22 protein-coding genes are annotated in these 25,052 nt (G+C 52.7%); 16 read left to right on the top strand and 6 right to left on the bottom strand.

Annotated elements, in window-relative coordinates; genetic code table 11:
• Positions 1–101: 101 nt before the first annotated feature.
• From hemA to kdsA, 6 genes are read left to right on the top strand one after another with little or no spacing between them, the layout of a single operon-like run.
• Positions 102–1,358, top strand: coding sequence for a glutamyl-tRNA reductase (gene hemA / locus OGX86_RS08885; protein ID WP_003833420.1), 1,257 nt, complete (start codon positions 102–104; stop codon positions 1,356–1,358).
• A gap of 41 nt (positions 1,359–1,399) precedes the next feature.
• Positions 1,400–2,482 (top strand): peptide chain release factor 1, encoded by a 1,083-nt coding sequence (prfA, locus tag OGX86_RS08880; RefSeq protein WP_003020786.1) that lies wholly within the window; start codon positions 1,400–1,402, stop codon positions 2,480–2,482.
• Positions 2,482–3,315 carry a peptide chain release factor N(5)-glutamine methyltransferase gene (gene prmC / locus OGX86_RS08875; protein WP_048216241.1) on the top strand — a complete coding sequence of 278 codons (834 nt, stop codon included), beginning with the start codon at positions 2,482–2,484 and terminating at the stop codon, positions 3,313–3,315. The genes prfA and prmC overlap by 1 nt, the downstream gene beginning before the upstream one ends.
• Positions 3,312–3,704, top strand: coding sequence for an invasion regulator SirB2 (gene sirB2 / locus OGX86_RS08870; protein WP_048224049.1), 393 nt, complete (start codon positions 3,312–3,314; stop codon positions 3,702–3,704). The genes prmC and sirB2 overlap by 4 nt, the downstream gene beginning before the upstream one ends.
• A 2-nt stretch (positions 3,705–3,706) precedes the next feature.
• Complete coding sequence (sirB1, locus tag OGX86_RS08865) at positions 3,707–4,516, top strand: invasion regulator SirB1 (protein ID WP_003020775.1); 810 nt, start codon at positions 3,707–3,709, stop codon at positions 4,514–4,516.
• A gap of 35 nt (positions 4,517–4,551) precedes the next feature.
• Entirely contained in the window at positions 4,552–5,406 is an 855-nt protein-coding gene (gene kdsA, locus OGX86_RS08860; protein WP_136391949.1) for a 3-deoxy-8-phosphooctulonate synthase, read from the top strand.
• Positions 5,407–5,473: 67 nt separating this feature from the next.
• Here the strand turns inward: kdsA and bdcA are convergent, their stop codons facing one another.
• Positions 5,474–6,187, bottom strand: a complete 714-nt coding sequence (gene bdcA / locus OGX86_RS08855) for an SDR family oxidoreductase (protein ID WP_286639834.1) — start codon at positions 6,185–6,187, stop codon at positions 5,474–5,476.
• Between the two features lie 72 nt (positions 6,188–6,259).
• Here bdcA and OGX86_RS08850 point away from each other — a divergent pair, with 72 nt between their 5' ends.
• A complete protein-coding gene (locus OGX86_RS08850; protein WP_286639832.1) occupies positions 6,260–6,850 on the top strand; it encodes a TetR/AcrR family transcriptional regulator in 591 nt (196 codons plus the stop codon).
• A 28-nt stretch (positions 6,851–6,878) separates the two neighbouring features.
• Positions 6,879–8,570 (top strand): amidohydrolase, encoded by a 1,692-nt coding sequence (locus tag OGX86_RS08845; RefSeq protein WP_053069273.1) that lies wholly within the window; start codon positions 6,879–6,881, stop codon positions 8,568–8,570.
• Positions 8,571–8,624: 54 nt separating this feature from the next.
• Here OGX86_RS08845 and chaA read toward each other — a convergent pair whose 3' ends face one another.
• Positions 8,625–9,725 carry a sodium-potassium/proton antiporter ChaA gene (chaA, locus tag OGX86_RS08840; RefSeq protein WP_048216245.1) on the bottom strand — a complete coding sequence of 367 codons (1,101 nt, stop codon included), beginning with the start codon at positions 9,723–9,725 and terminating at the stop codon, positions 8,625–8,627.
• A gap of 400 nt (positions 9,726–10,125) precedes the next feature.
• On the opposite strand from chaA, the gene chaB reads away from it, so the two are divergent.
• Together chaB and OGX86_RS08830 are read left to right on the top strand one after the other, a co-directional pair.
• Positions 10,126–10,356 (top strand): putative cation transport regulator ChaB, encoded by a 231-nt coding sequence (chaB, locus tag OGX86_RS08835; RefSeq protein WP_008784971.1) that lies wholly within the window; start codon positions 10,126–10,128, stop codon positions 10,354–10,356.
• Positions 10,357–10,552: 196 nt separating this feature from the next.
• On the top strand, positions 10,553–11,248 hold the full coding sequence (locus OGX86_RS08830) for a gamma-glutamylcyclotransferase (RefSeq protein ID WP_016156738.1): 696 nt from the start codon (positions 10,553–10,555) through the stop codon (positions 11,246–11,248).
• A 54-nt stretch (positions 11,249–11,302) separates the two neighbouring features.
• Here OGX86_RS08830 and OGX86_RS08825 read toward each other — a convergent pair whose 3' ends face one another.
• Positions 11,303–11,548 carry a DUF1883 domain-containing protein gene (locus OGX86_RS08825; RefSeq protein WP_038641131.1) on the bottom strand — a complete coding sequence of 82 codons (246 nt, stop codon included), beginning with the start codon at positions 11,546–11,548 and terminating at the stop codon, positions 11,303–11,305.
• Positions 11,549–11,808: 260 nt separating this feature from the next.
• The gene (locus tag OGX86_RS08820; RefSeq protein ID WP_048216246.1) at positions 11,809–12,162 is read right to left on the bottom strand and encodes a DsrE/DsrF/TusD sulfur relay family protein; all 354 of its coding nucleotides are present in this window, start codon (positions 12,160–12,162) and stop codon (positions 11,809–11,811) included.
• Between the two features lie 218 nt (positions 12,163–12,380).
• Here OGX86_RS08820 and OGX86_RS08815 point away from each other — a divergent pair, with 218 nt between their 5' ends.
• Complete coding sequence (locus OGX86_RS08815) at positions 12,381–13,766, top strand: YchO/YchP family invasin (protein ID WP_081364695.1); 1,386 nt, start codon at positions 12,381–12,383, stop codon at positions 13,764–13,766.
• Between the two features lie 21 nt (positions 13,767–13,787).
• Here OGX86_RS08815 and narL read toward each other — a convergent pair whose 3' ends face one another.
• Both narL and narX read right to left on the bottom strand, forming a co-directional pair.
• Positions 13,788–14,438 carry a two-component system response regulator NarL gene (narL, locus tag OGX86_RS08810; protein WP_003833392.1) on the bottom strand — a complete coding sequence of 217 codons (651 nt, stop codon included), beginning with the start codon at positions 14,436–14,438 and terminating at the stop codon, positions 13,788–13,790.
• Positions 14,431–16,227 carry a nitrate/nitrite two-component system sensor histidine kinase NarX gene (narX, locus tag OGX86_RS08805; protein WP_003833391.1) on the bottom strand — a complete coding sequence of 599 codons (1,797 nt, stop codon included), beginning with the start codon at positions 16,225–16,227 and terminating at the stop codon, positions 14,431–14,433. The genes narL and narX overlap by 8 nt, the downstream gene beginning before the upstream one ends.
• A gap of 340 nt (positions 16,228–16,567) precedes the next feature.
• On the opposite strand from narX, the gene OGX86_RS08800 reads away from it, so the two are divergent.
• The 5 genes from OGX86_RS08800 to narI all read left to right on the top strand — a co-directional run bounded on the left by OGX86_RS08800 (position 16,568) and on the right by narI (position 25,017).
• A complete protein-coding gene (locus OGX86_RS08800) occupies positions 16,568–17,959 on the top strand; it encodes a NarK family nitrate/nitrite MFS transporter (RefSeq protein ID WP_003833390.1) in 1,392 nt (463 codons plus the stop codon).
• A gap of 395 nt (positions 17,960–18,354) precedes the next feature.
• Entirely contained in the window at positions 18,355–22,098 is a 3,744-nt protein-coding gene (locus OGX86_RS08795; RefSeq protein ID WP_032943696.1) for a nitrate reductase subunit alpha, read from the top strand.
• The gene (gene narH, locus OGX86_RS08790; protein ID WP_286639830.1) at positions 22,095–23,633 is read left to right on the top strand and encodes a nitrate reductase subunit beta; all 1,539 of its coding nucleotides are present in this window, start codon (positions 22,095–22,097) and stop codon (positions 23,631–23,633) included. Before OGX86_RS08795 ends, narH begins: the two co-directional genes overlap by 4 nt.
• Positions 23,630–24,340, top strand: coding sequence for a nitrate reductase molybdenum cofactor assembly chaperone (gene narJ, locus OGX86_RS08785; protein ID WP_048216248.1), 711 nt, complete (start codon positions 23,630–23,632; stop codon positions 24,338–24,340). Before narH ends, narJ begins: the two co-directional genes overlap by 4 nt.
• A complete protein-coding gene (gene narI / locus OGX86_RS08780) occupies positions 24,340–25,017 on the top strand; it encodes a respiratory nitrate reductase subunit gamma (protein ID WP_003833386.1) in 678 nt (225 codons plus the stop codon). The genes narJ and narI overlap by 1 nt, the downstream gene beginning before the upstream one ends.
• Positions 25,018–25,052 lie beyond the last annotated feature (35 nt).

Raw genomic sequence — 25,052 nt, 5'->3', positions numbered from 1 at the left:
AGCTATTACTCCAAAAGGGGTCAGTCTCTTTTATTGACCGCACGCATCCTGTATGATGCACCCAGTCTAACCTTATCAACGCTGGTACTATTCCCGCACACATGACCCTTTTAGCGCTTGGTATTAACCATAAAACGGCACCTGTATCGCTGCGAGAACGCGTAACGTTTTCGCCGGATACGCTCGATCAGGCGCTGGACAGCCTGCTCGCGCAGCCAATGGTGCAGGGCGGGGTAGTGCTGTCGACGTGTAACCGCACGGAGCTGTATCTCAGCGTTGAAGAGCAGGATAACCTGCAAGAAGCGCTGGTTCGCTGGCTGTGTGAATACCATAACCTCAATGAAGAAGATCTGCGCAACAGCTTGTACTGGCACCAGGACAACGACGCGGTCAGTCATTTGATGCGTGTTGCCAGCGGTCTGGATTCACTGGTGCTCGGTGAACCGCAAATTCTGGGGCAGGTGAAAAAAGCGTTTGCGGATTCGCAAAAAGGTCACCTGAACGCCAGTGCGCTGGAACGCATGTTCCAGAAATCATTCTCTGTCGCAAAACGTGTACGTACAGAAACTGACATCGGCGCCAGCGCTGTTTCCGTGGCTTTTGCCGCCTGTACGCTGGCGCGGCAGATATTTGAATCGCTCTCCACGGTAACCGTGCTGTTAGTCGGTGCAGGCGAGACCATCGAGCTGGTGGCGCGTCATTTGCGCGAACACAAAGTGAAGAAGATGATCATCGCCAACCGCACTCGCGAGCGTGCGCAGGTGCTGGCGGATGAAGTCGGCGCCGAGGTGATTTCACTGAGTGATATAGACGCGCGTTTACAGGATGCCGATATCATTATCAGTTCTACCGCCAGTCCGCTGCCGATTATCGGCAAAGGAATGGTGGAACGTGCGCTTAAAAACCGCCGTAATCAGCCTATGTTGCTGGTGGATATCGCCGTACCGCGCGATGTCGAGCCGGAAGTGGGTAAATTGTCTAACGCCTATCTGTACAGCGTTGATGACCTGCAAAGCATCATTTCGCATAACCTGGCCCAGCGCAAAGCGGCGGCGGTGGAAGCCGAAACGATAGTGGAGCAGGAAGCCAGCGAGTTTATGGCCTGGCTACGCGCCCAGGGCGCAAGCGACACTATCCGCGAGTATCGCAGTCAGTCAGAACAGATCCGTGATGAACTGACCGCCAAAGCGTTGGCCGCTCTTCAACAGGGCGGTGATGCGCAAGCCATTATGCAGGATCTGGCCTGGAAACTGACCAATCGCCTGATTCATGCACCAACCAAATCACTTCAACAGGCCGCCCGTGACGGGGATAGTGAACGCCTGAATATTCTGCGCGACAGCCTCGGGCTGGAGTAGCAGCACACCAATCTTATTTTTTACAGGGTGCATTTACGCCTATGAAGCCTTCTATCGTTGCCAAACTGGAAGCCCTGCATGAACGCCATGAAGAAGTTCAGGCGCTGCTCGGTGATGCGGGTACTATCGCAGACCAGGATCGCTTTCGTGCGCTGTCGCGCGAATATGCGCAATTAAGCGATGTATCTCGCTGTTTTACGGACTGGCAACAGGTTCAGGAAGATATCGAGACGGCTCAGATGATGCTCGACGATCCTGAAATGCGTGAAATGGCGCAGGATGAACTGCGCGAAGCAAAAGAGAAATGTGAGCAGCTGGAACAGCATCTGCAGGTCCTGCTATTACCTAAAGATCCCGATGACGAACGTAACGCCTTCCTCGAAGTGCGCGCGGGAACCGGTGGTGATGAAGCGGCGCTGTTTGCCGGCGATCTGTTCCGCATGTACAGCCGTTACGCAGAATCGCGTCGCTGGCGGGTTGAGATCATGAGCGCCAGCGAAGGCGAGCATGGCGGGTTTAAAGAAGTCATTGCCAAGATTAGCGGCGAAGGCGTTTACGGGCGACTGAAGTTTGAGTCTGGCGGCCATCGCGTGCAGCGCGTACCTGCGACTGAATCACAGGGGCGTATTCATACCTCTGCCTGTACGGTCGCGGTTATGCCGGAACTGCCGGATGCCGAACTGCCGGACATCAACCCGGCCGATCTGCGTATTGACACCTTCCGTTCATCAGGTGCGGGCGGTCAGCACGTTAACACCACCGACTCCGCAATCCGTATTACCCACTTACCGACCGGTATCGTAGTGGAATGCCAGGACGAACGTTCACAGCATAAAAACAAAGCTAAAGCGATGTCGGTGCTGGGGGCGCGAATTCGTGCCGCAGAAGTGGCAAGACGTCAACAGGCGGAAGCCTCTGAACGCCGCAACCTGTTGGGCAGTGGCGATCGCAGCGATCGTAACCGTACCTATAACTTCCCGCAGGGTCGTGTGACCGATCACCGCATTAACCTGACGCTCTACCGTCTGGATGAAGCGATGGAAGGCAAACTGGATATGCTCATTGAGCCGATTGTCCAGGAATACCAGGCCGATCAACTGGCGGCATTGTCCGAGCAGGATTAATGGATTATCAGCACTGGCTGCGTGAAGCGATAAGCCAATTACAGGCAAGCGAAAGCCCGCGCCGTGACGCCGAGATTTTACTCGAGTTCGTTACTGGCAAAGGGCGCACCTTTATTCTGGCTTTCGGCGAAACGGAGTTAACCGAGGCGCAGCGTCAACAGCTTGATACGCTACTGGAGCGGCGTCAGCGGGGAGAGCCGGTGGCGCACTTAACCGGCGTGCGTGAGTTCTGGTCGTTGCCGCTGTTTGTGTCTCCAGCCACGCTTATTCCGCGTCCGGATACCGAGTGTCTGGTGGAGCAGGCGCTGGCTCGCCTGCCGGCCTCAGCGTGTCGTATTCTCGATTTGGGAACCGGCACGGGTGCCATTGCGCTGGCGCTGGCAACCGAGCGTCCGGATTGTGCAGTGACAGCTGTAGACCGCATGCCTGATGCCGTGGCACTGGCCATTCGCAACAAGCAGCAACTGGGCATCGACAATGTTTGCGTGCTGCAAAGTAACTGGTTCAGCGCATTGCAGGGACAGCAGTTTGACATGATTGTCAGCAATCCGCCGTATATCGACGAACAGGATCCGCACCTGGCGCAAGGCGACGTTCGCTTTGAACCGCTGTCGGCGCTGGTGGCGGGCGATCAGGGGCTGGCGGATATCGTGCATATCATCGACCAGTCTCAGCGCATGTTAACCCCCGGCGGCTATCTGTTGCTGGAACATGGTTGGCAGCAGGGCGAGGCCGTCCGTGATGCCTTTACTCGTGCGGGTTACCTGGCGGTTGAAACCTGTCGTGACTATGGCGGCAACGAGCGAATTACGCTTGGACGCATCCCATCATGAGTACCTTCGGTGTGTTACTCAACGTCCATCTCATCAGCATTGCGCTTTCGGTTGGTTTGCTGACGCTGCGATTTTGGTGGCGTTACACCGACTCGTGCCTTGCCTGCGCGCGCTGGACGCGCATCGTGCCGCCGGTTGTCGATACCGTTTTATTACTCAGCGGCGTAGCGTTAATGGTTAAAGCGCACATCCTGCCATTCACTGAGCACGGGACATGGCTGACTGAAAAGCTGTTTGGGGTTATCATTTACATCGTTTTGGGTTTTATTGCGCTCGATTATCGTCGGGCGCGCAGTCAGCAGGCGCGATTAATCGCTTTTCCGCTGGCGCTGGTGGTGCTGTACATCATCATTAAACTCGCCACCACAAAAATACCGTTACTGGGGTAAGCATGAGGTCGTTAGCTGATTTCGAATTTAATAAAGCGCCATTGTGTGATGGGATGATCCTGGCGTCGGAGTCTATCCGTCTGGATTTTCCAACACAAACTGTCTATGACGAACTGGAACGTCTGGTCAGTCTGGCGCAAGAAGAAATTAGCCAGCTCCTGTCTCAGGATGAGCAACTGGAAAAACTGCTGGCACTTTTTTACGGCGAATGGGGTTTTACGGATACCCACGGCGTCTATCGCCTTTCTGATGCACTATGGCTTGATCAGGTACTGAAAAATCGTCAGGGCAGTGCCGTATCCCTGGGTGCGATCTTATTGTGGATTGCCAACCGACTGGAGCTGCCACTGGTGCCGGTGATTTTCCCGACACAACTCATCCTGCGTATTGAATCGCTCGATGGCGAAATGTGGCTAATCAATCCGTTCAATGGCGAAACGTTAAATGAGCACACGCTGGAAGTGTGGCTGAAGGGGAATATCAGCCCGGTCGCGGAGCTGTTTAACGAAGACCTGGATGAGGCGGATAATGCAGAAGTAATTCGTAAGCTGCTCGACACGCTGAAATCATCGCTGATGGAAGAGCGGCAAATGGAGCTGGCGCTGCGTGCCAGCGAAGCACTATTACAGTTTAATCCTGAAGATCCGTATGAAATACGCGATCGTGGATTAATTTACGCGCAGCTGGAGTGTGAACATGTTGCGCTGACCGATTTAAGTTATTTCGTTGAACAGTGTCCGGAAGACCCGATCAGCGAAATGATTCGTGCGCAGATTAATACTATTTCGCACAAGCAAATTGTATTGCATTGATTAATGACACTTTACCTACCGTTTAAGGCGATCCTATGAAACAAAAAGTGGTTAGCATTGGCGACATCAACGTGGCAAATGACCTGCCGTTCGTGCTGTTTGGCGGAATGAACGTGCTGGAATCCCGCGATCTGGCGATGCGCATTTGTGAGCACTACGTAACCGTTACTCAAAAGCTGGGTATCCCTTACGTGTTCAAAGCCTCCTTTGATAAAGCCAACCGTTCTTCCATCCACTCTTACCGTGGGCCGGGCCTTGAAGAAGGGATGAAAATCTTCCAGGAACTGAAGCAGACTTTTGGCGTAAAAGTGATCACCGACGTTCACGAAGCCAGCCAGGCTCAGCCTGTTGCTGACGTGGTGGATGTGATTCAGCTGCCGGCCTTCCTCGCTCGTCAGACCGATCTGGTGGAAGCGATGGCGAAAACCGGTGCTGTTATCAACGTGAAAAAACCGCAGTTCGTAAGCCCGGGCCAGATGGGCAATATCGTGGATAAATTCCATGAAGGCGGCAACGACAAAGTAATTCTGTGCGACCGTGGCGCGAACTTTGGTTATGACAACCTGGTTGTGGATATGCTGGGCTTCAGCGTGATGAAGAAAGTTTCTGGCAACTCGCCGGTGATTTTTGACGTTACCCATGCGCTGCAATGCCGTGACCCGTTTGGCGCAGCAAGCGGCGGTCGTCGTGCGCAGGTTACTGAACTGGCGCGCGCAGGTATGGCGGTAGGTCTGGCCGGTCTGTTTATTGAAGCGCATCCTGATCCAGTCAATGCGAAATGCGACGGTCCATCCGCGCTGCCGCTGGCGAAACTGGAACAGTTCCTGACTCAGATTAAAGCGATTGATGACCTGGTTAAAAGCTTCGACGAGCTGGATACTGAGAACTAAGAAAGTAATGCAGTCCGGAGAGATATCTCTTCGGACTGCTGTTTGAGAAAAGTGTTAAGGGTGGCCGTCAGGCGCCAAACGCACCGTCAATTGTATGCATTGCCCCCGTCACAAATCCAGCCTCAGGGCCTGCAAGCCAGGCAACCATTCCCGCAACTTCCTCTGGACGGCCATGTCGTTTTAGCGCCATAAAACTGTGCATCACCTCTTTCAGTGGGCCATCTTCCGGGTTGGCATCGGTATCAATAGGACCCGGTTGAACCACGTTTACCGTAATGCCCCGCGGTCCAAAATCACGTGCCAGCCCCCGGGCCAGCCCTTGCAGCGCTGATTTACTCGCCGCATAAGAGGCCAGGCCAGCAAGAGGAATACGGTCGCCATTCACAGAACCAATAATGATAATGCGTCCGCCGTCAGGCATCTGTCGTGCCGCTTCCACGGCCGCATAGTATGGGGAGTGAATGTTAATCCGGAACAGGCGCTCCACGTCATCCGGATCCTGCTCCAGCGCATCACCAAACAGAATAATGCCTGCATTAACTACCAGCACGTCCAGCGGGCCGCTTTCGCGTACCCGGTTGATGACGGCGTTACGATCGGCGCTATCGGTTTGCGCTGTCTGGGTACCCGTCTCATCAGCAAGCGCTTTGGCAGCGTCAGGGGAGCCTGAATAGGTAAAGGTAACCGATGCGCCATCCGCGGCAAAACGGCGCACGATAGCCGCGCCAATCCCACGACTGCCGCCAAGAACCAGAACTGACTTGCCATTAAAAGAAGACATGAGGTACTCCTTGAACAATTATGTAGTGATCGATATATAATAGGTGCACAGTTTTCTGTCAATGGATTTGTAATGAACACTACAAAATGCACTCGAGCACCTGGACGCCCACGTAATTTTGATCCAGAAATGGCCGTTGCCAAAGTACAACCCTTGTTTCACGCACATGGCTATGACGCCGTTAGCGTGGCGGATGTCACCGCGGCGTTGTCGATCAAGCCCCCCAGTTTCTATGCTGCTTTTGGGAACAAAATCGGTCTTTATGAACGTGTTCTTGACCGCTACGTACAAACTGAGGCGATTCCGTTTGATGATATTTTGCGCCCCGACAAACCCGTTTCTGAATGTCTTACCGATCTGCTTGAAGAGGCGGCGCGACGTTATGCCGCAGATCCGCATACGCCGGGATGTTTGGTCCTGGAGGGCACGCACAGTAACGATCCGCAAGCGCGGAAGGTCGCGCGGAATTTCTACTCGGCTGCCGAACATAAAATTCACGACTTTATCGCACAGCGGCATCCTAAAGAGGCTGACAGCCTGACTGATTACATCAGTACCACAATGCTTGGCCTGTCGGGAAAAGCGCGTTGCGGGCATTCGTTCGAACGTCTGCTAGCCAGCGCGCGAATCGCTAGCGTAGCGGTGCGGCATCAGCTTTCCTGATTTTCATCACGTGAAAAGGTAGATAAATATGATGGGTAAACTGGGACTTCGCTTTAATACTCCCCCTCCGGCTATTCGCAAAGCAACGTTGGCCGCAATTCTGATCGGAACTTCATTTCTGGCGCATTCTCAGGACAAGGCCGATGTTATTTTGTATAACGGCAAGCTGATTACCATGGATGAACAACAACCCAACGCGCAGGCGCTGGCGGTAAAAGGGCGGCATATTATTGCGGTGGGTAATAATGAAACGGTGAAAAAATGGTCCGGACCGAACACGAAGGAAATCAATCTTACGGGGCAAACCGTTATTCCGGGATTAATTGATGCGCATCTGCATGGCATTCGGGGTGGGAGGACGTTTTTATTTGAAACCTACTGGTTTGATACTAAAAATTTACCCGATGCGTTAAATAAATTGTCGCAATCTGCGGCACAGAAAAATACTGCGCAATGGGTGGCGGTGGCTGGCTCATGGATACCTGAACAATTTGCTGAAAAACGGGATCCGACGGTTCAGGAACTGAATCAGGCGGTGCCTCAGCATCCTGCGTATATACAAAGCCTTTATGACTATGCCCTGTTAAATCAAAAGGCTATCGAGACCCTAAAACTTAATAGTCCACAGCCGGATGTTCCGGCAGGGATCGTGATAGAACGCGATGACAAAGGGCTGGCAACGGGGAAATTGCGCGGGACCATTGGCAGTTTTAACCAGCTTTTCGCCCAGATTAGCCAGACTTCCGATGTTGAAAAGAACCTTAACGCCTTTGTTCGTTATTTAAATAAACGCGGCGTGGTCGGGTTTATCGATCCTTCTGCCGGGCATGAGCAAGCTTATCGTGATTTCTTTAAACTTCAGCAGCAGCAACCTCTCAGGATACGTGTTGGATATCGTTTATCCGCACCGCCTGGTAATGAAACGGAATGGTTTAAACAACGTCTGGCATTTCGCCCGGCAATACACGATGACGGCAGAATAGCCTTTCTGGGCTTCGGTGAAAGCCTGGTGATGGCAATGAATGACGGCGTACGGATGTCATCTGGATTTAAGTCTTCTGCACAATCCCAACAAGAACAATTTAAGGTGCTCCAGCTTGCCGCCCAGGAAGGGGTCGCCGTAGAAATACATGCCTATACCGATGACAGTGCGGATGCGATTTTAGATCTCATTAGCGAGGTGGCTAAATCGTATGACATTGCTCCGTTACGCTGGTCTATTGCGCATCTCAATACCGGTACGCCAGAAACAATTACCCGCATGAAGAAACTCGGCTTGGCCTATTCTGTCCAGATGGGGCCATATTTTGAATCTCCCGCCATTGGACGCGCAAATGGTAAAACGGTGGCGGCACTCTCATCACCAGTTCAACCCGCGTTAGAGCAGGGGGTAATCGTTGCCGGCGGTACAGATGCGACGCGGATTGGCGTTGCGGGAGTGTGGCATGCCATTGAGTATCATGTCACAGGTAAAGCACTCGACGGCTCAGTACGCCATGACACCCGCCAGTTAAGTCGGGAAGATGCGTTAAAAATGTATACCCGAAATGCCGCCTGGCTGGCTTTTGCAGAACAGCAGAGGGGTAGTTTGCGGGAAGGTAAGTTCGCCGATTTTGCGGTGCTTAATCAGGATATTATGGCTATTCCGGCAGACAAATTGCACCAAACGGAGTCGTTATTAACGTTTGTCGATGGTCAACAGGTTTATCCGGAGCTGTGAGCGGTAAAAGAAAACGGCCCTGAGAAGGGCCGTGGGTTCTACCAGAAAAACTCATCAGGCAAATATCGTCATCAGATAGGCGATAAACAGCGCCAGATGCGCCGCACCGTTAAGCACGTTGGTGCGTCCGGTGGAGAAAGAGATGTGGCACAGTACCAGTGATGAAACCATCACAATCATCTCTGGCGCGCCCAGCGCAAAGACCAAATCATTCCCGGTTGCCCATGCGATCAGGGTCACTACCGGAACGGTCAGTGAAATGGTGGCTAATACTGAACCGAAAAACAAATTCATCGCCCGCTGTACCTGGTTGCTCAGAACCGCTTTCAGCGCACCCAGCCCTTCAGGAGAGAGGATCAGTAACGCTACCAGGAAACCGGTAAAGGCGACCGGCGCATTCAGTTCAGTCAGCAATGTCTCCAGCGGGCTGGCGTTCATCTTGGTCACAGCAATAACGGCGATCAGATGAATGATAAGCCAGGCAGCGTGCCATAAATTGCTATGTGCTGACGGTTTACCGTGATGCGGGTCGTCGTCGTCACCCTCGTCTTCATGCTCGTAAATGAACAGACTCTGGTGCGTTTTAGTTTGGATCAGCAAAAATACACCGTACATTGCCGCAGAAATTAACGCCACCAACAGCGCTTGTGCGGTAGTGAAATTCGCACCCGGTAAAGCCATCGGGAACACCAGTACAATAATGGCCAGTGGGAACAGAGCAATTAAATACTGCTTAATACCAAACAGATTCATATACTGAGTGGCAAATTTACGGCCACCTAACAGTAATGAAAAACCGACCAGACCGCCGGTTACGATCATAATGATTGAATATAGCGTATCGCGCATGAGCGTAGGCGCTGCATCGCCGGTCGCCATTAATGCGGAGATTAAGCTGACTTCAAGAATAACAACGGACAGGCTGAGGATCAGCGACCCGTAGGGTTCGCCAAGTCGATGTGCTAATACATCCGCATGACGGACAACACTGAATGCACTGCTTAATATACCAATAAGGGCCAGCGCATTAATGCCGATGACCACTGGTAGTGACTGACTGCTCCCCCATAAGAACAGTACTACCAGTGCCAAAATCGGGAAGACGAGAGAGGTCTCCTTGTGGCGGGTTTTTACCGCCTCATGTACGTGTGTCATTGAATTAATTCTCCGTCTCTGCAGGTATTTATACCCGTCATACTTCAAGTTGCTTATGTGTTGGCTACGCTCGCTCACCCCAGTCACATAGTTATCTATGCTCCTGGGGATTCACTCCCTTGCCGCCTTTAAGCAACTCGAATTATTTAGGGTATATAATTATAAAAAGTATTAAAGAATGTAAAAAATAACAGAAAACTTGGTTTTGTAGGTGACATTTTACGAAATTTTACTACATCGCTTATTTTTCCTCTCAAAGCGGTCAAAAACAAAGTTCTAGTTTATAGACTGTTTAATTAACAGAAGGTTAGATGAAGAAATTTTCTATAAATGCCCATTATTGGCGCATCACCGCATTGTTAACCACACTTAAGGTTTAGCCTAAAAAGAGGAGTTCACAATGCCATATAAATCCAAAAGCGATCTGCCTGAAAGCGTGCAGCATGTTCTGCCAGCCCATGCTCAGGACATCTACAAAGAAGCTTTCAACAGCGCCTGGGAACAATATAAAGATAAATCTGACCGTCGTGATGATGCTACCCGTGAAGAGACAGCACACAAGGTGGCGTGGGCCGCGGTCAAAAATGATTATCAAAAAGGTGATGATGATAAATGGCATAAAAAGGCGTAACAGTATCAATTATAATGCCTTTATGAACTAGCTTGCATCAGGCGTTAGCGAATCGTGCTACGCCGCGCCGTTGCTGGCTTGCAAGCGAGCGGTGAATTGCCTATTGTCCAGCTATTGGTTTCAAAATGAGCAGTTAAAAAGCCCGGAAGGCGTCAAAAAAGTTGTCGCAGGGAAGCAGCAGTGGCGGAGGTGTAAGGTGTTAACGCGTGATTTTTTATTGAATGCCGACTGCAAGACGGCATTTGGTGCTATTGAAGAATCACTACTCTGGTCAGCGGAACAACGTGCAGCCTCACTTGCTGCCACGCTTGCATGCCGACCAGATGATGGACCGGTGTGGATCTTCGGTTATGGATCATTGATGTGGAACCCGGCCTTAGAATTTGAAGAGTCCTGTACCGGGACGTTAGTCGGCTGGCACCGTGCCTTTTGCCTGCGTCTGACGGCGGGGCGAGGAACGGCGTGTCAGCCAGGACGTATGCTGGCCCTGAAAGAGGGCGGACGCACCACCGGAGTGGCCTACCGTTTGCCGGACGCGTCCCTGGAACAAGAGCTTTCACTGCTGTGGAAGCGAGAAATGATCACCGGCTGTTATCTGCCGACCTGGTGTCAGTTGGCGCTTGATGACGGCAGGACGGTGAACGCACTGGTCTTTATTATGGATCCGCGTCATCCGCTGTTTGAGTCAGACACGCGCGCGCAGGTTATTGCGCCGCTTATCGCCGCGGCGAGCGGACCTTTAGGCACCAACGCCCAGTATCTGTTCTCACTGGAACAGGAGCTGGTCAAGTTGGGGATGCAGGATGATTGTCTTAACGATCTGGTGATCACGGTCAAACGATTGTTGGGAGAGAATCTGCCGGAAGGTGTTATGCGTCCAGGATTTGCCTAATATCGCCCGATGTTGTATGCCCGATAAGCCAGGTGCTTATCGGGCGTTTAACGCTTAGGCTGCAATAAAACTTATCGAATGCTCAAGCGACTGGCTATGGCTGTCGATCAGCACATTCCAGACGCCGGTATACGGTACGGTTAACCATGCGTTATCACGATCCTGCACGCTTAAGATGTCGGACTGCGTGTCTTTGACGTGATTTTTCTCGCTCATCAGGTGGATGTGGCAACGCTCAGAACAGCGCACGACTACCGTATCACCACCAAATAACTTTAAACTCGCCTTCACTAATGCCATTTTTCACCCCGTTCTTGAAAACAACGTACTTTCTGTCGAAAGTGCTGCGTGATGTTGTTCACATTTCACTCATTGCATAACACCAAAGGGGGGGCAACAGGATGCTGATTTTGATCAAAAAATGGCATAACGATTAAACAAAAGTGACAAAATTCCTCAAAAGGGTTGAAAAGGCGTGCTAACGTTCAACGAAACCGCGCCCATCTAAGATTAAATCCGGAAATTTCCGGCACTTTCAGTGCGCGTGCCTGCAAGCGCTGTCAGAAGGTCAGCACTTTATCTGCAGCCAGCGTCCATTGAGCCAGTTCAACCAGCGTGCCGACGGCTACTCCGTCAATTAACGGCAGCGTCGTGATCCCACGGCCATCGGTGCAGGTTTTGCACAGTTTGACCGGCACATTTTGCGCCGTCAGGATCTCCAGCATTTGCTGAATATTGTATCCTTCCGCAGGTTTTTGACCGCTAAGCCCCGCCGTTACCGCGTCCGACATTAAAAACAGACGCAGGTCGAGATCCGCTTCCTGTTCGCGCAGGGCGATGGCCAGACGCAGGCTATTAAATAACGATTCGCTTCCATAGGCTGCACCGTTCGCGACGATCACTATCTTTTGCATTATTACTCCTGTTGTCAGATGGAAGGGATAATTCCTGGCGTGTATGTTACTCCCTGTTCCTGATGTGGGAAAGAAAGCATGGTTGCAGGAGTGGGTACCTCTAATTATCCATGTCAGAAAATCCCGAAAACGGGGATAAAGGCTGCAATTAACAGCCGAAGACGTTATGGTTTAGGTTAAGTGTGTCTAATTAATTGATGTAAGAGACAACTGACGATTTGAGCCGTAATATTTATTTTTCTCTCGCTGTATTCTCACTCTTGCCATTGGCAGGCGGTATTGCCAACGCACGGACATCTTTTATTCACCAGGCTGAAAACCCTTTCGATAACAATAGTGATGGCTTACCCGATCTCGGTATGGCGCCGGAGTCGCGGGCAGGCGAAAAGCACTTTGCTGAAATGGTCAAAGCGTTTGGTGAAGCCAGCATGACCGATAACGGGCTTGATACGGGTGAACAGGCGAAGCAGTTCGCATTTGGTCAGGTGCGTGACACGGTCAGCGAACAGGTTAATCAGCAACTGGAATCCTGGCTCTCTCCCTGGGGAAACGCCAGCGTTGGATTGCAGATGGATAACGAAGGCAGCTTTACCGGAAGTCGGGGAAGCTGGTTTATCCCATGGCAGGACAATCAACGATATTTAACCTGGAGCCAGTTGGGGCTGACGCAACAGGACGAAGGTTTAGTCAGCAATGCGGGGATTGGGCAGCGCTGGGTACGCGACGGCTGGTTTCTGGGTTACAACACCTTTTATGACAACCTGTTGGATGAAAATCTGCCCCGGGGAGGCCTTGGCGCCGAGGCGTGGGGTGAATACTTGCGCTTATCCGCTAACTATTACCAACCGCTGTCCTCCTGGCAGGAGCGTTCCGCAACCCAGGAACAACGGATGGCCCGCGGCTACGACCTGACTGCGCAAATGCGCATGCCGTTCTATCAACACCTCAATACCAGCGTCAGCGTGGAACAGTATTTTGGCGACCGGGTGGATCTGTTTCATTCCGGAACCGGGTACCACAATCCTGTGGCGGTGAATCTGGGATTGAGCTATACGCCGGTGCCGTTGATTACCGTGACGGCACAACATAAGCAGGGCGAAAGCGGAGTCAGCCAGAATAACCTCGGCTTAACGCTGAATTACCGCTTTGGCGTGCCGCTAAAAAAACAGCTGATGGTCAGCGAGGTGGCAAACAGCCGATCGCTGCGCGGCAGTCGTTATGACGATCCGCAGCGTAACAATCTGCCGACGCTGGAATATCGCCAGCGTAAAACATTGTCGGTATTTTTGGCCACGCCGCCCTGGGATCTCAAGTCTGGTGAGACGGTGGCGCTGAAGCTGCAGGTGCGTAGTTTGCATGGGATCCGCCATTTGACCTGGCAGGGTGATACCCAGGCGTTGAGTTTAACGGCGGGTAGCGATAACCGAAGCGCGCAAGGCTGGACGATTATTATGCCTAAGTGGGACAGCAGCGAAGGCGCGACAAACCGCTGGCGGTTGTCTGTGGTGGTAGAAGATGAGCAGGGTCAGCGTGTCTCTTCCAATGAGATCACGCTATCACTGACCGAACCGTTTATTACCGTTTCGGAAAATGATCCTCGTTAGCAATGAAGCATCAACGCGTTATCAGAAAATGCGTTCCTGATGTACCCATACCGCGGCTTCGACGCGTGATTTGAGCTTCATTTTCTTCAACATATGCTTCACATGGACTTTTACCGTACTTTCAGTGATGTCCAGACGACGGGCGATCATCTTGTTCGGCAGCCCCTGGGCAATGAGCTTGAGAATGTCGCGCTCACGCGGTGTCAGTTGGGTAACATCACGGTCCGACGTTGCACGATTAGCACGCAGGCTGGCGGCCAGAACCGGCGTTAAGGCCTCACTCAGCACCATTTCACCGGCCGCTGACTGCTGTAAGGCTTTGAGTAAATCTTCAGGCTCCATATCTTTCAGCAGATAACCGTCAGCGCCGCGTTTCAGTGCGGTAACTACGTCTTCTTCATGATTGGATACGCTAAACACAACGATACGGCCCGACAGTGACTTTTCACGCAGCTTATCGAGAGTTTCCAGGCCGTTCATGCCGGGCATGTTGAGATCAAGCAGGATCAGATCGGGATCAAGGGATTCAGCCAGCTCGATACCCTGCTCACCATTGCTGGCTTCGCCGACAACGGTAATATCGGGCGCCATGCTGACAAGCTGTTTTACACCGGTTCGCAGCATCGGATGATCGTCGATCAACAGGATGGTTGCCGGTTCCAGATTACTCATGGGTATCTCCTTGGACTTCTGTGAAGTTTGTTTCGGGAATAAAAGTGACAGCAACTTCAGTACCGCCCGTCTCGCGACGGCGTACGCGGCAATCGCCGCGCAAGCTCTGCGCACGGTCGCGCATTATAATCATGCCGTAGTGGTTACTGCGTTCGGCGTTTTCCGGTACGCCGCAGCCGTTATCTTGCACTGTTAGTTTGACCTGCTTGCCATTTTGCACCACCGTCACGACCACTTCATTGGCCTGAGAGTGTTTAAGTGCATTACTCAGGGCTTCGCGCGCAATTTGTAGCAGGTGAATCGCCTGATGCGAAGGGACCAGGCGTGGCGGTAGCTGATAATCCAGCTTAACCGTAAATCCAAAACGGGCGCTGTACTCCTGACAGCTGGCTTCAAGCGCCGGTCGTAATCCAGGTTCCGTGAGCTGTAAACGGAAGGTGGTTAACAGCTCACGCAGTTGTGCCCATGAAGCATTCAGCTCGTTACGTATCTGGCTGAGCAACTCGCGACAGTTATCTGAAAGCGCATCGCCCTGCATCTGCAAACAGCTAACCTGCATCTTCATACAAGAGAGCGATTGTGCAATAGAATCATGAAGTTCGCGTGCAATGGTGGCACGCTCTTCCATCACGATCAACTGCTGTTGACGCTCCTGATGTCTGTCGAGCGCGAGCGTTGCGGTCAGTTGCTCAACCAGGGTATCAACCAGCTGTTGCTGATCGTGGCTGAGATGGCGTCCGTTCGGCAAGGTGGCGAGCAGAATACCATATTGGGTATGCGCATCGGTCAGCCGCCATTTCAATGTGATCCCGCCGTCAATCGCGGGCAGCGTGCCGCGAGGACACAGATGGCAACCTTTTTCATCACAGCTGGCATTGGACTGACAGGTAAATTCCTGATGATTGTCTTCATCTTCCAGGTCGTAAACCCGGAGTTCAATATCATGTAGCAAGGTCAAATTTTGCAGACCGTTCAGCACCGGAGAGAGGCGTTCGCACAACGGCACCTGAGAGTGCAGGCGGCGGTTGGCTTGCCACAGAAAAGAAAGGATCTGATTTTTGTGCTCCAGTCCCGCCGTTTTTTCCTGCACCCGCTGTTCCAGCACGGCATAACTCTCAGCCAGCTCTTCGGACATATTATTCAGTGCCGAACCCAGAGCGGCCATCTCATTACGCCCGCTGATACGCGCGCGTTGGGTAAAATCACGTTGGCTGACGGCTCGCGCCATCGCCAGCAGCTGTTTCCACGGCTCTAACAGGCGCACGCGCAGCCAGATAATGGTGAAAACCAGCAGCAATGCCATAAATATGGCCATCAGGCGATGCAGCAGGACGACGCGTTCAATGCGTAATTCGGTGGTATGGTCAAAGGCGGTAACCAGCTTATCCAGACCGCCTACAAAGCGCGTCACATCCTGCGCTACCGCATCAGGCGTTTGCGCATGCGCAAGCCCCGGCGCCAGTTCAGTGTGCCAGTAATCCTGTAGTGCTTTTAACTGCGCCTGTTGTCCGTCTCGCTTTGCGGCACGCGTCAACTCCGGGCTAAACGCCGTTTTCTCCATTTCATCCAGAAGCGGTTGATCGCTAGCGTCCAGCGGTACGGCTGCCAGCAGGCGATAACTCTGCATGCGCAGCGATCCCGCTTTGTTGATTGCATGGGCGCTACCCTGAACGCCCTGAACCAGCCAGCCGGAGACAGCCATACCCGCCACGCCGATGGCTGTGGACAATAAAACAATCAGCGCCACCTGGTTGACCAGCGTAAGCGGGGAGAGACAACGTTTAAACATGGTGACTTGTTCCTTCGGGTTTTCGTCGAACAGAAAACCTTATTGAATGACGATTCTGCTGCAGGCAGTGGCGTTATTCTCGGCGATACACTGGAGTATACCCATACCTCAAACGGGCTACCTCTTAATTGCCAGCGGAGGGAGAGATCCTGGGCGAGGGGGAGTAGGGGGCGACAGAAGCGTGAAAAACCACATCTTTTTTACCGAAGTTATGTACTCATTTAGGGTAATGATAAATTTTAGGCATGAATAATGACACCTTTTCCTTTGATTTATATCAACTTACCTCCAGCTGTAAACCCTAATGTTGCAGGCATCGAAACAAGTATCAGAGGTGTCTATGAGTCACTCATCTGCCCCGGAAAGGGCATCTGGAGCTGTAATTACCGAATGGCGGCCGGAAGATCCCGCCTTCTGGCAGCAGCGTGGTCAACGAATCGCCAGCCGTAACCTGTGGATTTCAGTCCCTTGCTTGCTGCTGGCGTTTTGCGTGTGGATGTTATTTAGCGCCGTGGCGGTGAACTTACCGAAAGTCGGTTTTGATTTCACCACTGAACAGCTGTTCATGCTGACGGCATTACCTTCGGTGTCCGGCGCACTGCTGCGTGTTCCGTACTCCTTTATGGTTCCCCTGTTTGGTGGACGTCGCTGGACAGCGTTTAGCACCGGTATCCTGATCATTCCTTGCGTATGGTTAGGTTTTGCGGTGCAGGATACCTCCACGCCGTTTAGTACCTTTATTATTATCTCTCTGTTGTGCGGTTTCGCCGGTGCGAACTTTGCGTCCAGCATGGCAAACATCAGTTTCTTCTTTCCAAAACAGAAACAGGGTGGTGCGCTGGGTCTGAACGGTGGCCTGGGCAACATGGGCGTCAGCGTGATGCAGTTGGTTGCGCCGCTGGTGGTTTCACTGTCAATCTTTGCCGCATTTGGTAGCCACGGGGTTGAACAACCGGATGGTACGCAGCTGTATCTGGCAAACGCCGCATGGATTTGGGTACCGTTTCTGGCGGTGTTAACGCTGGCTGCATGGTTTGGTATGAATGAACTGGCAACCTCAAAAGCGTCGCTGAAAGAGCAATTGCCGGTGCTGAAACGTGGGCATCTGTGGATTATGAGCCTGCTGTATCTGGCAACCTTCGGTTCATTCATCGGTTTCTCTGCCGGTTTTGCCATGTTGTCAAAAACGCAGTTTCCTGAGGTACAGATCCTGCATTATGCCTTCTTTGGACCGTTGATTGGCGCGCTGGCTCGTTCAGCGGGCGGCGCAATCTCTGACCGTCTGGGCGGAACCCGTGTAACGCTGGTGAACTTCGTGCTGATGGCAATTTTCAGTGCCTTACTGTTCCTGACGCTGCCATCAAACGGCGTTGGCGGCAACTTTATCGCCTTCTTCGCGGTGTTCCTGGCATTATTCCTGACGGCTGGTCTGGGGAGTGGTTCAACCTTCCAGATGATCTCCGTTATCTTCCGCAAGCTGACGATGGACAGAGTGAAAGCTGAAGGCGGATCAGAAGAGAAAGCAATGCGCGAAGCAGCAACCGACACTGCGGCAGCGTTGGGCTTTATCTCAGCCATTGGTGCGATTGGCGGCTTCTTTATCCCGAAAGCATTTGGTACGTCTCTGGCGTTAACTGGTTCGCCGGTCGATGCGATGAAAGTATTTCTGATCTTCTATGTCGCTTGTGTGGTTATCACCTGGGCGGTATACGGACGTCATTCTAAAAAGTAAAAAAGTAGTAGCAGTTGATTATCCATTGCGCGGTGTTAGACCGCGCTTTTTTTTGCTCTAAATTAGTTACAACATACTTATATGTGAGCTCATGACGAAAGTCTGCGAAAACGGTGCTGGTAATATGCCTGGCAGGGGGGATACCCCTTAATACCCACTTATAAAGAATTTAACATTTGTATGATAAGTGATTTTAATAAAATCATTTAAATTCAATATGTTGAGTGTTTTATTGATATCCCACTAAGGGGGTATGTGAAAATCGACCCTCTGTTTTCATCCCTGCATGCCTTGATCGTTATCAATTCTCACGCCCTTTCAGAGCGTTACCTTCGCTCTCAATCAAGCAATGTCGATTTATCAGAGAGCCGTCAGGCTCCTACAGGAGAAAACCGATGAGTAAATTCCTGGACCGGTTTCGCTACTTCAAGCAGAAGGGCGAAACCTTTGCCGATGGGCATGGCCAGCTTCTCAATACCAACAGGGACTGGGAGGACGGATACCGCCAGCGTTGGCAGCATGACAAAATCGTGCGTTCAACCCACGGGGTAAACTGCACCGGCTCATGCAGCTGGAAAATCTATGTGAAAAATGGTCTGGTGACCTGGGAGACCCAGCAAACTGACTACCCACGCACGCGTCCAGATATGCCTAACCACGAGCCTCGCGGCTGCCCACGTGGTGCAAGCTATTCCTGGTATCTCTACAGCGCTAACCGTCTGAAATACCCGCTGATGCGCAAACGTCTGATGAAGATGTGGCGTGAAGCAAAAAGACTGCACAGCGATCCGGTAGACGCATGGGCATCCATCATCGAAGACGCCGACAAAGCAAAAAGCTTCAAACAAGCGCGTGGTCGTGGTGGGTTTGTTCGTTCTTCCTGGCAGGAAGTGAATGAACTGATTGCTGCATCTAACGTTTACACCATCAAAACCTATGGCCCTGACCGCGTTGCAGGCTTCTCTCCGATTCCGGCGATGTCGATGGTTTCTTATGCTTCCGGCGCACGCTATATGTCGCTGATTGGCGGTACCTGCCTGAGCTTCTACGACTGGTACTGTGACCTGCCGCCGGCTTCCCCGCAAACCTGGGGCGAGCAAACCGACGTACCGGAATCTGCCGACTGGTATAACTCCAGCTACATTCTTGCATGGGGCTCTAACGTACCGCAGACCCGTACTCCGGATGCGCACTTCTTTACTGAAGTTCGCTATAAAGGCACCAAAACGGTAGCGATTACTCCGGACTACGCAGAAATTGCCAAACTTTGCGACCTGTGGCTGGCACCGAAGCAGGGAACCGATGCGGCGATGGCAATGGCGATGGGCCATGTCATGTTGCGCGAGTTCCACCTCGATAACCCGAGCCAGTACTTCACCGACTACGTTCGTCGTTATACCGACATGCCAATGCTGGTGATGCTCGAAGAGCGTGACGGCTACTATGCTGCTGGTCGTATGCTGCGTGCGGCGGATCTGGTCGACTCTCTGGGCCAGGAAAATAATCCGGAATGGAAAACCGTCGCTATCAACAACAACGGCGAAATGGTTGCGCCAAACGGTTCAATTGGTTTCCGTTGGGGCGAAAAGGGCAAATGGAACCTTGAGCAACGCGACGGTACGTCCGGTGATGAAACCGAACTGCAACTCAGCCTGCTGGGTAGCCAGGACGATATCGCTGAAGTGGGCTTCCCGTACTTTGGCGGCGAAGGTACCGAGCACTTCAGTAAAGTAGAGCTGGAAAATATTCTGCTGCACAAACTGCCGGTTAAACGCCTGCAGTTGGCCGATGGCTCTACCGCGCTGGTGACCACCGTTTACGACCTGACCATGGCTAACTATGGCCTGGAACGTGGTCTGAACGACGAAAACTGCGCGACCAGCTACGATGACGTGAAAGCGTACACGCCGGCATGGGCAGAAAAAATCACTGGCGTATCACGTTCTCAGATCGTGCGCATTGCCCGTGAATTTGCGGATAACGCCGATAAAACACACGGTCGTTCGATGATCATCGTCGGTGCGGGCCTGAACCACTGGTACCACCTCGATATGAACTATCGTGGCCTGATCAATATGCTGGTGTTCTGCGGTTGTATCGGTCAGAGCGGCGGCGGTTGGGCCCACTACGTCGGCCAGGAAAAACTGCGTCCGCAAACCGGCTGGCAGCCGCTGGCGTTTGCTCTTGACTGGCAGCGTCCGCCTCGTCATATGAACAGCACTTCCTACTTCTATAACCACTCCAGCCAATGGCGCTATGAGACGGTTACTGCGCAGGAACTGCTTTCCCCGATGGCAGACAAATCCCGCTACAGCGGTCATTTGATTGATTTTAACGTTCGCGCTGAACGTATGGGCTGGTTGCCATCTGCGCCGCAGTTAGGGACTAACCCACTGCGTATCGCCGAAGAAGCGCAGAAAGCAGGTATGACGCCGGTGGATTACACCGTTAAATCCCTGAAAGAAGGTTCTATTCGTTTTGCGGCAGAGCAGCCGGAAAACGGTAAAAACCATCCGCGCAACCTGTTTATCTGGCGTTCTAACCTGCTCGGTTCTTCCGGTAAAGGCCACGAGTACATGCTGAAGTATCTGCTGGGTACTGAACATGGTATTCAGGGCAAAGATCTCGGCCAGCAGAGCGGCGTGAAGCCTGAAGAAGTGGAATGGCAGGATAACGGCCTGGACGGCAAACTGGATCTGGTTGTCACGCTGGACTTCCGTCTGTCGAGCACCTGTCTGTATTCCGACATCGTGCTGCCGACCGCAACATGGTATGAAAAAGACGATATGAATACCTCGGACATGCATCCGTTTATTCATCCTCTGTCTGCGGCGGTTGACCCGGCCTGGGAATCGAAGAGCGACTGGGAAATCTACAAAGCCATCGCCAAGAAATTCTCTGAAGTTTGCGTGGGTCATCTCGGTAAAGAAACCGACGTCGTTACGCTGCCAATTCAGCACGACTCTGCCGCAGAACTGGCACAACCGCTGGACGTGAAGGACTGGAAAAAAGGTGAATGTGACCTGATTCCTGGTGTTACCGCACCGCACATCATGACCGTTGAGCGTGATTATCCGGCAACCTACGAGCGTTTCACCTCCATCGGCCCGCTGATGGAAAAAATCGGTAACGGCGGTAAAGGGATTGCCTGGAATACCCAGAGCGAAATGGATCTGCTGCGTAAGCTCAATTACACCAAGGCTGAAGGTCCGGCAAAAGGCCAGCCTTGGCTTAATACCGCAATTGATGCAGCCGAGATGATCCTGACGCTGGCGCCGGAAACTAACGGTCAGGTAGCCGTTAAAGCCTGGGCTGCGCTGAGTGAATTTACCGGTCGTGACCATACGCATCTGGCGCTGAATAAAGAAGACGAAAAAATTCGCTTCCGCGATATTCAGGCGCAGCCGCGCAAAATTATCTCCAGCCCGACCTGGTCAGGACTGGAAGATGAACACGTGTCTTATAACGCCGGCTATACCAACGTTCACGAGCTGATCCCATGGCGTACACTGTCTGGTCGCCAGCAGTTGTATCAGGATCATCAGTGGATGCGTGACTTTGGTGAAAGCCTGCTGGTTTACCGTCCGCCAATCGACACCCGTTCGGTGAAAGCGGTGATCGGCGAGAAATCTAACGGTAACCCGGAAAAAGCGCTCAACTTCCTGACGCCGCACCAGAAATGGGGTATCCACTCCACTTACAGCGACAACTTGCTGATGCTGACGCTGTCACGCGGTGGCCCGATTGTGTGGATGAGCGAAGTCGATGCGAAGGATCTGGGAATCGAAGATAACGACTGGATCGAAGTCTTCAACAGCAACGGTGCGCTGACGGCACGTGCAGTTGTCAGCCAGCGTGTACCGGCCGGGATGACCATGATGTACCACGCGCAGGAACGTATCGTAAACCTGCCGGGTTCAGAAATCACCCAGCAGCGCGGTGGGATCCACAACTCGGTGACCCGTATTACGCCGAAACCGACCCATATGATCGGCGGCTATGCGCAGCTGGCCTACGGCTTTAACTACTACGGCACCGTCGGTTCAAACCGTGATGAGTTCGTAGTTGTACGTAAGATGAAGAACATTAACTGGTTGGATGGCGAAGGCAATGACCAGGTACAGGAGAGCGTAAAATGAAAATTCGTTCACAAGTCGGCATGGTGCTGAATCTCGATAAGTGCATCGGCTGCCACACCTGTTCAGTGACCTGTAAAAACGTCTGGACCAGCCGTGAAGGTATGGAGTACGCCTGGTTCAACAACGTCGAAAGTAAGCCTGGCGTTGGCTTCCCGAACGACTGGGAAAACCAGGAAAAATGGAAGGGCGGTTGGATCCGTAAAATCAACGGCAAACTGCAGCCGCGCATGGGTAACAAAGCGCTGCTGTTGGGTAAAATCTTTGCTAACCCGCATCTGCCGGGCATGGATGATTACTACGAGCCGTTTGATTTTGACTACCAGACGTTGCATAACGCCCCGGCAGACAGCAAAGCGCAGCCGATTGCTCGTCCACGCTCGCTGATCACCGGTCAGCGAATGGACAAAATCACCAGCGGTCCGAACTGGGAAGAAATTCTCGGCGGCGAGTTTGAAAAACGCGCCAAAGACCAGAACTTCGAAAACATGCAGAAGGCGATGTACGGTCAGTTCGAAAACACCTTCATGATGTACCTGCCGCGTCTGTGTGAGCACTGCCTTAATCCGGCGTGTGTGGCGACCTGTCCGAGCGGAGCTATCTACAAGCGTGAAGAAGATGGCATCGTGCTGATCGACCAGGACAAGTGCCGCGGCTGGCGTATGTGTATCACCGGCTGCCCGTACAAGAAGATCTACTTCAACTGGAAGAGCGGGAAATCTGAGAAGTGCATTTTCTGCTACCCGCGTATCGAAGCTGGTCAGCCGACCGTTTGCTCCGAAACCTGTGTAGGTCGTATCCGTTACCTCGGCGTACTGCTGTATGACGCAGATGTGATCGAAAGCGCGGCCAGCACCGAGCACGAGAAAGATCTGTACCAGCGTCAGCTGGACGTGTTCCTCGATCCGAACGATCCGGCGGTTATTGAACAGGCGCTGAAAGATGGTATTCCGCTGAGCGTCATTGATGCCGCACAGCAGTCTCCGGTTTACAAAATGGCGATGGACTGGAAGCTGGCGCTGCCGCTGCATCCGGAATACCGCACACTGCCGATGGTCTGGTACGTGCCGCCATTGTCACCGATTCAGTCTGCCGCCGACGCGGGCGAGCTGGGCAGCAACGGTATTCTGCCGGATGTTGACAGCCTGCGTATTCCGGTTCAGTACCTGGCGAACCTGCTGACCGCTGGCGACACCCAGCCGGTACTGTTGGCCCTGAAACGTATGCTGGCGATGCGTCACTACAAACGTGCGGAAACAGTTGACGGTAAAGTTGATACCCGTGCGCTGGAAGAGGTGGGCTTAAGCGAAGCACAGGCACAGGAAATGTATCGTTACCTGGCAATCGCGAACTACGAAGATCGTTTCGTGGTACCGAGCAGCCATCGTGAACTGGCGCGTGACGCGTTCCCGGAGAAAAGCGGTTGTGGCTTTACCTTCGGCGACGGTTGCCACGGTTCTGATACTAAATTCAATCTGTTCAACAGCCGCCGCATCGACGCTGTCGATGTGACCAGCAAAACGGAGCCGCACCAATGATTGAACTCGTCATTGTTTCGCGTCTGCTCGAGTACCCGGATGCTGCCTTGTGGCAGCATCAGCAGGAACTTTTCGATGCACTCGCGTCATCTGAGAACCTGGATAAAGAGGATGCCCAGACTCTGGGCGTTTTCCTGCGCGATCTAACCGCGCAGGACATGCTGGATGTGCAGGCCGCCTACAGCGAACTGTTTGACCGTGGCCGCGCGACATCGCTGCTGCTGTTTGAACATGTTCACGGTGAATCCCGCGATCGCGGTCAGGCTATGGTTGACCTGATGGCACAGTATGAGCAGCACGGTTTGCAGCTCGACAGCCGCGAACTTCCCGATCATCTGCCGCTGTATCTGGAATACCTTGCGCAATTGCCGAAAAGCGAAGCGCTAGGTGGCTTACAGGATATTGCGCCGATTCTGGCGCTGCTCAGCGCTCGTTTGCAACAACGTGAAAGCCGTTATGCGGTGCTGTTCGATCTGCTGTTAAAACTGGCGAATACCGTTATCGACAGCGATAAAGTGGCTGAAAAAATTGCGGATGAAGCCCGTGACGATACTCCACAAGCGCTTGATGCGGTCTGGGAAGAAGAGCAGGTGAAATTCTTCGCCGATCAGGGGTGTGGCGAGTCGGAAATCTCCGCTCACCAGCGTCGTTTTGCCGGGGCCGTTGCGCCGCAGTATCTGAATATCACCACCGGAGGACAGCACTAATGCACTTCCTGAATACGTTCTTCTTTGACATCTATCCGTACATCGCGGGTTCTGTCTTTCTGATCGGCAGTTGGCTGCGTTATGACTATGGGCAATATACATGGCGTGCGGCTTCCAGTCAGATGCTGGATCGCAAAGGGATGAACCTGGCGTCAAACCTGTTTCACATCGGGATCCTGGGTATCTTTGCTGGGCACTTCCTTGGCATGTTGACGCCGCACTGGATGTATGAAGCCTGGCTACCGCTTGAAGTGAAACAAAAGATGGCAATGTTTGCGGGCGGTGCCAGTGGCCTGATGTGTCTGATTGGTGGCGTACTGCTGCTGAAACGTCGTCTGTTCAGCCCACGCGTGCGGGCCACCACCACCGGAGCGGATATTCTGATCCTCTCACTGCTGGTGATCCAGTGTGCGCTGGGCCTGCTGACCATTCCGTTTTCCGCCCAGCATATGGACGGTAGCGAGATGATGAAGCTGGTGAACTGGGCGCAGACAGTGGTGACCTTCCAGGGCGGAGCGTCTCAGTATCTCGATGGTGTTGCGTTCATTTTCCGTATGCACCTGGTGCTGGGTATGACGCTGTTCCTGTTGTTCCCATTCTCTCGTCTGGTACACATCTGGAGCGTCCCGGTCGAATATCTGACACGCAAATACCAGATTGTTCGCGCGCGTCACTAATCGTATATTTGAGAATGACAAAACCCTGCTTCGGC

Source organism: Citrobacter sp. Cpo040, from assembly GCF_030332915.1.
In the GTDB taxonomy this organism is placed as follows: domain Bacteria; phylum Pseudomonadota; class Gammaproteobacteria; order Enterobacterales; family Enterobacteriaceae; genus Citrobacter; species Citrobacter portucalensis.
This window is presented reverse-complemented; position numbering and strand designations above follow the sequence as displayed.

Excerpts from the sequence above, each read along its gene's own strand:
- hemA (WP_003833420.1), top strand. The coding sequence starts at position 102 with ATGACCCTTTTAGCGCTTGGTATTAACCATAAAACGGCACCTGTATCG.
- OGX86_RS08825 (WP_038641131.1), bottom strand. The coding sequence starts at position 11,548 with ATGGCATTAGTGAAGGCGAGTTTAAAGTTATTTGGTGGTGATACGGTA.
- OGX86_RS08850 (WP_286639832.1), top strand. The coding sequence starts at position 6,260 with ATGAACACTACAAAATGCACTCGAGCACCTGGACGCCCACGTAATTTT.
- chaA (WP_048216245.1), bottom strand. The coding sequence starts at position 9,725 with ATGACACACGTACATGAGGCGGTAAAAACCCGCCACAAGGAGACCTCT.
- OGX86_RS08845 (WP_053069273.1), top strand. The coding sequence starts at position 6,879 with ATGATGGGTAAACTGGGACTTCGCTTTAATACTCCCCCTCCGGCTATT.
- OGX86_RS08800 (WP_003833390.1), top strand. The coding sequence starts at position 16,568 with ATGAGTCACTCATCTGCCCCGGAAAGGGCATCTGGAGCTGTAATTACC.
- narI (WP_003833386.1), top strand. The coding sequence starts at position 24,340 with ATGCACTTCCTGAATACGTTCTTCTTTGACATCTATCCGTACATCGCG.
- narJ (WP_048216248.1), top strand. The coding sequence starts at position 23,630 with ATGATTGAACTCGTCATTGTTTCGCGTCTGCTCGAGTACCCGGATGCT.
- prmC (WP_048216241.1), top strand. The coding sequence starts at position 2,482 with ATGGATTATCAGCACTGGCTGCGTGAAGCGATAAGCCAATTACAGGCA.
- sirB1 (WP_003020775.1), top strand. The coding sequence starts at position 3,707 with ATGAGGTCGTTAGCTGATTTCGAATTTAATAAAGCGCCATTGTGTGAT.
- prfA (WP_003020786.1), top strand. The coding sequence starts at position 1,400 with ATGAAGCCTTCTATCGTTGCCAAACTGGAAGCCCTGCATGAACGCCAT.
- chaB (WP_008784971.1), top strand. The coding sequence starts at position 10,126 with ATGCCATATAAATCCAAAAGCGATCTGCCTGAAAGCGTGCAGCATGTT.
- OGX86_RS08820 (WP_048216246.1), bottom strand. The coding sequence starts at position 12,162 with ATGCAAAAGATAGTGATCGTCGCGAACGGTGCAGCCTATGGAAGCGAA.
- bdcA (WP_286639834.1), bottom strand. The coding sequence starts at position 6,187 with ATGTCTTCTTTTAATGGCAAGTCAGTTCTGGTTCTTGGCGGCAGTCGT.
- kdsA (WP_136391949.1), top strand. The coding sequence starts at position 4,552 with ATGAAACAAAAAGTGGTTAGCATTGGCGACATCAACGTGGCAAATGAC.
- narX (WP_003833391.1), bottom strand. The coding sequence starts at position 16,227 with ATGTTTAAACGTTGTCTCTCCCCGCTTACGCTGGTCAACCAGGTGGCG.
- OGX86_RS08795 (WP_032943696.1), top strand. The coding sequence starts at position 18,355 with ATGAGTAAATTCCTGGACCGGTTTCGCTACTTCAAGCAGAAGGGCGAA.
- sirB2 (WP_048224049.1), top strand. The coding sequence starts at position 3,312 with ATGAGTACCTTCGGTGTGTTACTCAACGTCCATCTCATCAGCATTGCG.
- narH (WP_286639830.1), top strand. The coding sequence starts at position 22,095 with ATGAAAATTCGTTCACAAGTCGGCATGGTGCTGAATCTCGATAAGTGC.
- narL (WP_003833392.1), bottom strand. The coding sequence starts at position 14,438 with ATGAGTAATCTGGAACCGGCAACCATCCTGTTGATCGACGATCATCCG.